Here is a 7,165-nt window from a genome sequence, read left to right as displayed (position 1 = left end):
CGGTCGTGGCGAGGCAGCCCAGCAGCATCGGCTCGTTGAGATCGCCCATGTGGCCGATGCGGAACATCTTGCCCATCATCTTGCCGAGCCCGCCGCCCAGCGACAGGTTGAAGCGATCGACCGCGGTCTTGCGCAACGGATCGGAGCTCACGCCCTCGGGCATGACGACGGCAGTGACCGAGTTGGAAAGGCGATCGGGCGTCTGGCAGAAGAGCTGCGGACCCTTGCCGTCGGAGCCCCAGACGCGCACGGCGGCGCGTGTTGCTTCGGCGAGGCGGGCGTGGCGCGCGAACACGGCGTCGAGACCTTCCTCCTCCAGCATCTTCAGCGACTCCTGAAGACCGAAGAACATGTGAACGGGAGCCGTGCCGACGAACTTCTGCGGCGCACGGCCGGTCATCATGTCCCAGCTCCAGTAGTGACGCGGCGTCTTGGATTTGCGCGACACTTCCAGCGCCTTGTTGCTGACGCCGGTCAGCGACATGCCGGTGGGCAGCATCAGGCCCTTCTGGCTGCCGCCTACCGTCAGGTCGATGCCCCAGGCATCCATCTTGTATTCCATGCTGGCGAGCGAAGAGATCGTGTCGCTGAGCAGCAGCGCGGGGTGCTTGGCCTCGTCGATGGCGCGGCGCACTTCCGCTAGCGGCAAAACCATGCCGGTCGCCGTCTCGTTGTGGACGGTGAGCACCGCCTTGATCTCGTGCTCCTTGTCCTTGGCGAGGCGCTCCGCGATCTTCGAGACATCGGCGCCTTTGCGAAGGTCGGCGGAGATCGTCTCGACCTTGATGCCCAGGTGATGCGCCATCTCGGTCCAGCTATCTGAGAAGTAGCCGGTCTCGACCATCAGCACGGTTTCGCCGGGGGAGAAGAGGTTGGCGAGGGCGGCTTCCCAGGCACCGTGGCCGGTCGACGAGTAGAGGAACAGGTTCTGATCGGTCTTCAGCACACGCTTCACGCCGTTGTGGCAGGCGTGATGGATGGCGACGAACTCGTCAGACATGAAATCGATTACGGGCCGGTCCATTGCCCGCAGGATGCGGTCGGGAATGTTGGTCGGGCCTGGATTGTTGAAGAATTGGCGGCCACGGGGCTTGGCGTTCACTGCGTTCCTCCGCTTTGGAAGGCGGAACTCTGGCGCGTGCCCCTTGGCGAGACAAGCGAGACAAGCGATGCTCTGCCATTAGCTGGGTTGAGGGCAAGTATGACCACGCAAAAGAACGATTCATCACAGACGAACTCGGCCATCGTCGCCGACTATCGCGCGCGCACTGGCGGCTCCGCCGTGCTCTACGAGCGTGCGGCGAAGGTGCTGCCGAGCGGCATTACCCACGATGCGCGCTACCTCGACCCCTATTCGATCCACGTCTCGCGCGCGGTCGGCCCGCGCAAGTGGGATGTCGATGGCAACGAGTATGTCGACTATTTCGGCGGCCACGGCGCGATGCTGCTGGGTCATTCGCATCCTGCCGTCATCGAGGCGGTGAAGCGACAGATCGAGCTCGGCACGCACTATGGTTCGAGCCACGAGCTCGAGGTGCGCTGGGCCGAACTGGTGTGCGAGCTGATCCCGTCCGCTGAGAAGGTCCGCTTCACCGCGTCGGGCACCGAAGCTTCGCACATGGCGATCCGGCTGGCGCGCGCCTATACCGGCAAGGACAAGATTGTGCGCTTCATTGGCCACTTCCATGGCTGGCACGACACGGTCGCAGCCGGTGCCGTCTCGCACTATGACGGCACGACGACTCCCGGTGTTCCCCAGAGTGTCGCCGATCTGACCATCCTGATGCCATCCGACGATGTCGGCGCGGTCGTGAAGCTGCTCGAGAGCCGTGACGACATCGCGGCCGTAATGTTCGAGCCGTCGGGCGCGTCATGGGGGCAGGTGCCGCTGCCGCCGGGCTTCATCCAGACGGTGCGCGACGTGACAACCAAGCGCGGCGTCGTGATGCTGATGGACGAGGTCATCACCGGCTTCCGCTGGTCCTCGGGCGGTGCGCAGAAGGCCTTTGGCGTGACGCCGGACCTCTGCATTCTCGCCAAGATCGTGGCCGGTGGCCTGCCGGGCGGTGCGGTGGCAGGCAAACGCGAGATCCTCGACTTGATCGATCACGCGTCGACCACTGCCAAGAAGCAGGAGCGCATCGGCCATCCTGGCACCTACAACGCCAACCCGCTTTCGGCGGCCGCGGCGGTGACGGCGCTTTCGCTGCTGCGCGACGAGGATCTTGCCGAGAAAGCCAATCGCACGGCAGCCGAGCTGCGCAAGGCCCTGACGCAGGTACTTGTCGAGGAGGGGATTCCCTGGGGCATCTACGGCCAGTCCTCGACCTTCCTGATCTATCCCAACCCGACCGGAGACGACATCGATCCCGCGACTTTCGATCCGCTGAAGCAGGGCTTCGCCAAGCTGAAGGGCGGTCGGTCGGGCCCGCTCAGCGGCAAGATCCGCATGGGCCTGATGACCCACGGCGTCGATGTGATGGGCGCTCCCGGCGGCTTCGTGTCGGCGACCCACGGCGCGGCGGAGATCGAAAAGACCGTTCATGCGCTTCGCCAGACGGTGCGCGCGCTCAAGGCCGAACGTGAAGTGAAAGCGGCCTAGATGTATGGCCTCACCAAGCCGGTAGCCGCGACCGAGTTCACGCGGCTGCCGGAGAGGTTCCGGAAGCCTGGCCGTACGTCATGGGGCGATGCCAATGCCGTCGGTCAGGTACTCGACTCCTTCCTCGAAGGGCCGAGCTTCGATCGTGACGGCAATCTCTACGTCACCGACATTCCGTTCGGCCGCGTCTTCCGCATCAGCCCCCGGGGCGATTGGACATTGGTGACGGAATACGACGGCTGGCCGAACGGCCTCAAGATCCACAAGGATGGCCGCATCTTCATCACCGACTACAAGCGCGGCATCGTCTTGCTCGATCCCGCGACCGGCAAGGTGACTCCGCTGATCGAGACGCGCGGCTCGGAGAGCTTCAAGGGCGTCAACGATCTGTTCTTTGCCGCCAATGGTGATCTCTACTTCACCGACCAGGGGCAGACCGGCCTGCACGATCCGACGGGCCGCGTCTATCGCTACGATACGACGGGCAAGCTCACGATGCTGGTCGGCACGGTGCCGAGCCCAAACGGCCTCGTCATGAACAAGTCGGAGAACGTGCTCTATGTCGGAGTGACGCGCGGCAATGCCGTGTGGCGCCTGCCGCTGATGGCCGACGGCGCAGCGAGCAAGGTCGGTCTGTTCATCCAGATGAGCGGCGGCCATGCCGGGCCCGATGGAATGGCATTGGACCAGGAGGGCGGTCTGGTGATCGCCCATCCCAGCACCACCGCCTGGCGCTTCGATCATCTCGGCCGGCCGACGCATCATGTCGATTGCGGTGACGACATCTACTGCACCAACGTGGCTTTCTCCGGTCGAGATCTCTACCTCGTCGTCTCGCGCCAGAGCGCCAGGATCGCGAGTGGCACCATCCTGAAAGCCACGATGCTGGTTGCCGGCAAACCCATGTTCAGTCACGCATGATGTTGACCATCGGCAAACTGACCGAGAGCGATCGCGCGGAATGGGAAATCCTGTTCCGCGCCTATATCGACTTCTACAAGCGCACACTCCCGCAGGAGATGTACGACCGCGCCTGGAACGAGTTCCAGGCAGATACGCGCATGCACGCGCTGGGCGCCAAGCTCGATAGTCGCCTGGTCGGCATCACGCATTTCCTGATCCACGCCAACACTTCGTCGGCGGACGTCTGCTATCTGCAAGACCTGTTCACGGCATCTGACGTGCGCGGCAAGGGGGTGGCGCGGGCGCTGATCGAGGCCGTCGCCGATTGGGCGCGTGAACGCAAATGCCCGCGCGTCTACTGGCAGACCCAGGAAAGCAATGCCACGGCGCGGCTGCTTTACGACAAGGTCGCCGTCAATCGCGGCTTCATCCGCTACGACATTGAGCTGGGTGCATAGCCCGAGCGTATTCCGTTCGGAACGATTTCGTCTTGGCCGCAAGAACCGTGCCGGCGATTCTGACGCAACAACCACGGGATTGTTACTCGCAGAGAGTCGCCTACGGGACTAACTCGGGATCGAGAACAGCAACCAACGGTTTCCACCAACGGCTTTCGCCAACGGTCCTCCATGGTCGAACCTCCGATGTCGCCGTCCCGTTCTTTCTTCGCATCCTGTGTGCTGATCGCCGTCGTCGTGGCGGCGGGCGCGGGCGCCTTCGCTTACACGGCGGGCTGGCTCTCGCCCAACCGCCTGACGCCGGCCAAGCTGGTCGATGTGCTGGCGCCGCCGGGCGGCCCCGCCCTCGGCTATCGCCGCAATCACGCCAAGGGCATCTGCTTCACCGGCGTGTTCGACTCGAACGGCAAGGGCGCGGACCTCTCGGTCGCCCAGGTTTTCGCGCCCGGTAGCTATCCGGTCGTCGGCCGTTTCAATCTCGCGACGCCCAGTCCCAATGCGGCGGATGCCACGGTTCGGGTTCGCGGCCTGGGGCTGCAGATCACGACGCCGGACGGCGGGGTTTGGCGCAGCGCAATGATCGACCCGCCGTTCTTTCCCGTGGCGACACCGCAAGCCTTCTACGAGCTGCAGAAGGCCTCGCACAGCAAGGATCCGGAGGCGATGAAGAGCGTGGTCGCAGCGCATCCGGAGATCGCGGCCTTCGGCAAATGGGCCACCACCACGCCCTGGACGTCGAGCTATGCCGAGGACCCGTACAACGGCTTGAACGCCTTCCTGTTCGTCGACCGGGCCGGCGTCGCGCGCGCGGTGCGCTGGTCGCTGCGGCCGGTGGCAGAGCCTGTGCCGATCGCGCCCGACGAGCTTGCCAAGCGTGGCCCCAACTATCTCGAACAGGAGATCACGCAGCGTGTCGCAGCGGCACCACAGCGCTGGACGATGACGGTGACCGTGGCCGAGTCGGGCGACGTCACGGCCGATCCCAGCAAGGCCTGGCCGGCCGAGCGGCGCATCGTCGAGGTCGGCACCTTGGTAGTGCAGCGGATCGAGGCGGAAGCCGATGGTCCCTGTCGCGAGATCAACTTCGATCCGACGATCCTGCCGAAAGGCATCTCCGTCTCGGACGATCCATTTCCCGCCGCCCGCTCGGCCGCCTATGCGAGGTCGTACGACCGGCGCACGGCGGAGGCGAAGCATTATCCCAGGACTTCCGGGAGCCCCAAGCAATGAGCAGGCAGCTGACCCGCTTCACCGGCCTTCAGCGCCTACTGCATTGGCTGATGGCTGTATGCATCGTGGCGATGCTGTTCATCGGCATCGGCATGGTCTCGACCACCGCACCGCGCTACGTGCCCCTGCTGGAGACGCATAAGACTCTGGGCGCCGTGATACTTCTCCTGGCGCTGCTGCGTCTTGGCGTGCGTCTCGTGCGGGGCGCGCCACCGCTGCCGGCAAGCCTGCCGCCGCTGATGCGGCTGGGCGCGATCCTCTCTCACTACGCGCTCTACGCGCTCATGATCGCCATGCCTTTGATCGGCTGGGCAATGCTGTCGGCCGGCGACTATCCGATCGTGCTCTATGGCGGCATCCGGCTGCCGGCGATCCTGCCGCAGAGCGACACCCTGCACACGCTGCTGCGCAGCGCACATCACTGGCTGGCGCTCGCCTTCTTCGCGCTGATCCTGCTGCACCTCGCGGCGGCGCTGTTCCATGCCCTGGTCCGGCGCGACGGCGTCTTCGAGGCCATGTCGCCCTTGCCATCGCGCCGTGGTAAGCACTGACGCCTTGGATTGCGGCTACCGCTGTTAGCGCTTTCCCTTGCCGAGATGAGCCACTGCTTCGATCTCGACCAGGATCTCGGGCGCGGCGAGTGCGCTTACCTCGACCAAGGTCGAGGCTGGGAAGTCGCCGGTGAAGAACTCGCGCCGCGCCGCCCAGACCTTGGTGTTGTTGGCGATCTCGGTGACGAACACCGTGATCTTGACCACGTCGGACATGGCACCGCCGGCGGCTTCGAGCAGCGCCTTGATCTTGCCGAAGATGATCTTCGCCTGCTCGTACTCGTCCTTCCCGCGCAGCTCCTTGGCGTCGCCGGTGCGTGCCGTCATGCCGGAGACATAGGCGATCCCGTCGGACACCAGGCAGTTCGACCAGCGCTCGGGGGGCGGCTCGGCGACGGCGGGCGAAATCACGCGACGGATGGTCATGATGGGCTCCTCCTCAGTCGGGCTTGGCGCCGGACGACTTTACGACCGGCGTCCATTTGTCGATTTCCTCTTGCACGAAGCGCGTGACCTCAGCCGGCGTCATGGTGCTGGGCTCGGCGCCGATCTCTTCCCAGCGTTTGACGACCGCCGGTTCCTTCAACACGGCCTGCATCTCGGTGGCGATGCGATCGACGATCGGCGCCGGCGTCTTGGCGGGCACCGAGATGCCGAACCAGGAATAGGAGATCAGGTCGGGATAGCCCGCTTCCTTCATGGTCGGTACATCGGGGAAGGCAGGATTGCGTTGGTTGCTGCTCACCGCCAGGGCGCGCACCTTGCCTGCCTTGATGTGGGGCGCCGCTGACGGCAGTGAATCGAACATCGAGGGCACGTTGCCCGCGATCGTGTCGACCATGGCAGGCCCGGCGCCGCGATAGGGCACATGGACCATCTCCGCGCTGATCACCTGTGCAAGACGCACGCCGAGCAGATGGTTGCTCGAGCCGGCGCCGGAGGTGGCGTAGGCGAGCTTGCCGGGATTGGCCTTGGCGTAGTCGACATAGTCCTTGAACGTCTTGGCTTCGAAGGCCGGATTGACGACCAGCACGCTGGGGTTGGTCGAGGCAATCGATATATGAATGAAGTCTGCCATCGGATCGAAATCACCGCCGCCATAGAGCGTCGGCGAGATGGTGAGGCCGGAGATCACCGACATCAGGAGCGTGTAGCCATCGGGCGGCGCCTTGGCAACCATCGCGGTGCCGACCATCGCACCCTTGCCGGGCTTGTTGTCGACGATGATGTTCTGGCCAAGCCGCTTGCCGAGATACTCGGCGATGACGCGGGCGACAACGTCGGTCGTGCCGCCCGGTGCATAGGGCACGACGAGTCTGATCGGCTTGTTGGGCCATGGCGCCGTTTGGCTGTGCGCCGGCAGGGCAATGGCGGAAAACGCTGAAGCGACGAAAGTGCGGCGAGAGAACATGTGCGGAGTA

General features: G+C 64.7%; 8 protein-coding genes. 5 read left to right on the top strand and 3 right to left on the bottom strand.

Features of this window, described 5'->3' with window-relative positions; all coding sequences use genetic code 11:
• Positions 1-1,102 (bottom strand): aminotransferase class V-fold PLP-dependent enzyme (locus EPO50_RS02190; protein ID WP_296340999.1); only part of this gene is annotated, 1,102 nt, incomplete at its 3' end.
• Between the two features lie 99 nt (positions 1,103-1,201).
• Here EPO50_RS02190 and EPO50_RS02185 point away from each other — a divergent pair.
• The 5 genes from EPO50_RS02185 (at position 1,202) to EPO50_RS02165 (ending at position 5,744) form a co-directional block, all read left to right on the top strand.
• A complete protein-coding gene (locus EPO50_RS02185; RefSeq protein ID WP_296340998.1) occupies positions 1,202-2,602 on the top strand; it encodes an aspartate aminotransferase family protein in 1,401 nt (466 codons plus the stop codon).
• Entirely contained in the window at positions 2,603-3,523 is a 921-nt protein-coding gene (locus EPO50_RS02180; protein WP_296340997.1) for an SMP-30/gluconolactonase/LRE family protein, read from the top strand. It abuts the gene before it with no gap.
• Positions 3,520-3,963 carry a GNAT family N-acetyltransferase gene (locus EPO50_RS02175; protein WP_296340996.1) on the top strand — a complete coding sequence of 148 codons (444 nt, stop codon included), beginning with the start codon at positions 3,520-3,522 and terminating at the stop codon, positions 3,961-3,963. Before EPO50_RS02180 ends, EPO50_RS02175 begins: the two co-directional genes overlap by 4 nt.
• 186 nt (positions 3,964-4,149) lie before the next feature.
• Positions 4,150-5,193, top strand: coding sequence for a catalase family peroxidase (locus EPO50_RS02170; protein ID WP_296340995.1), 1,044 nt, complete (start codon positions 4,150-4,152; stop codon positions 5,191-5,193).
• On the top strand, positions 5,190-5,744 hold the full coding sequence (locus EPO50_RS02165; protein ID WP_296340994.1) for a cytochrome b/b6 domain-containing protein: 555 nt from the start codon (positions 5,190-5,192) through the stop codon (positions 5,742-5,744). The genes EPO50_RS02170 and EPO50_RS02165 overlap by 4 nt, the downstream gene beginning before the upstream one ends.
• A gap of 24 nt (positions 5,745-5,768) precedes the next feature.
• Here EPO50_RS02165 and EPO50_RS02160 read toward each other — a convergent pair whose 3' ends face one another.
• Positions 5,769-6,170, bottom strand: coding sequence for a RidA family protein (locus EPO50_RS02160; RefSeq protein WP_296340993.1), 402 nt, complete (start codon positions 6,168-6,170; stop codon positions 5,769-5,771).
• 13 nt (positions 6,171-6,183) lie between these two features.
• On the bottom strand, positions 6,184-7,155 hold the full coding sequence (locus EPO50_RS02155) for a tripartite tricarboxylate transporter substrate binding protein (RefSeq protein ID WP_296340992.1): 972 nt from the start codon (positions 7,153-7,155) through the stop codon (positions 6,184-6,186).
• Positions 7,156-7,165 lie beyond the last annotated feature (10 nt).

The organism is Reyranella sp. (assembly GCF_004297405.1).
Classification (GTDB): domain Bacteria; phylum Pseudomonadota; class Alphaproteobacteria; order Reyranellales; family Reyranellaceae; genus Reyranella.
This window is presented reverse-complemented; position numbering and strand designations above follow the sequence as displayed.

Bases quoted from the DNA above. Each gene is read 5' to 3' on its own strand.
- EPO50_RS02185 (WP_296340998.1), top strand. From the start codon at position 1,202: ATGACCACGCAAAAGAACGATTCATCACAGACGAACTCGGCCATCGTC.
- EPO50_RS02180 (WP_296340997.1), top strand. From the start codon at position 2,603: ATGTATGGCCTCACCAAGCCGGTAGCCGCGACCGAGTTCACGCGGCTG.
- EPO50_RS02175 (WP_296340996.1), top strand. From the start codon at position 3,520: ATGATGTTGACCATCGGCAAACTGACCGAGAGCGATCGCGCGGAATGG.
- EPO50_RS02170 (WP_296340995.1), top strand. From the start codon at position 4,150: ATGTCGCCGTCCCGTTCTTTCTTCGCATCCTGTGTGCTGATCGCCGTC.
- EPO50_RS02165 (WP_296340994.1), top strand. From the start codon at position 5,190: ATGAGCAGGCAGCTGACCCGCTTCACCGGCCTTCAGCGCCTACTGCAT.
- EPO50_RS02160 (WP_296340993.1), bottom strand. From the start codon at position 6,170: ATGACCATCCGTCGCGTGATTTCGCCCGCCGTCGCCGAGCCGCCCCCC.
- EPO50_RS02155 (WP_296340992.1), bottom strand. From the start codon at position 7,155: ATGTTCTCTCGCCGCACTTTCGTCGCTTCAGCGTTTTCCGCCATTGCC.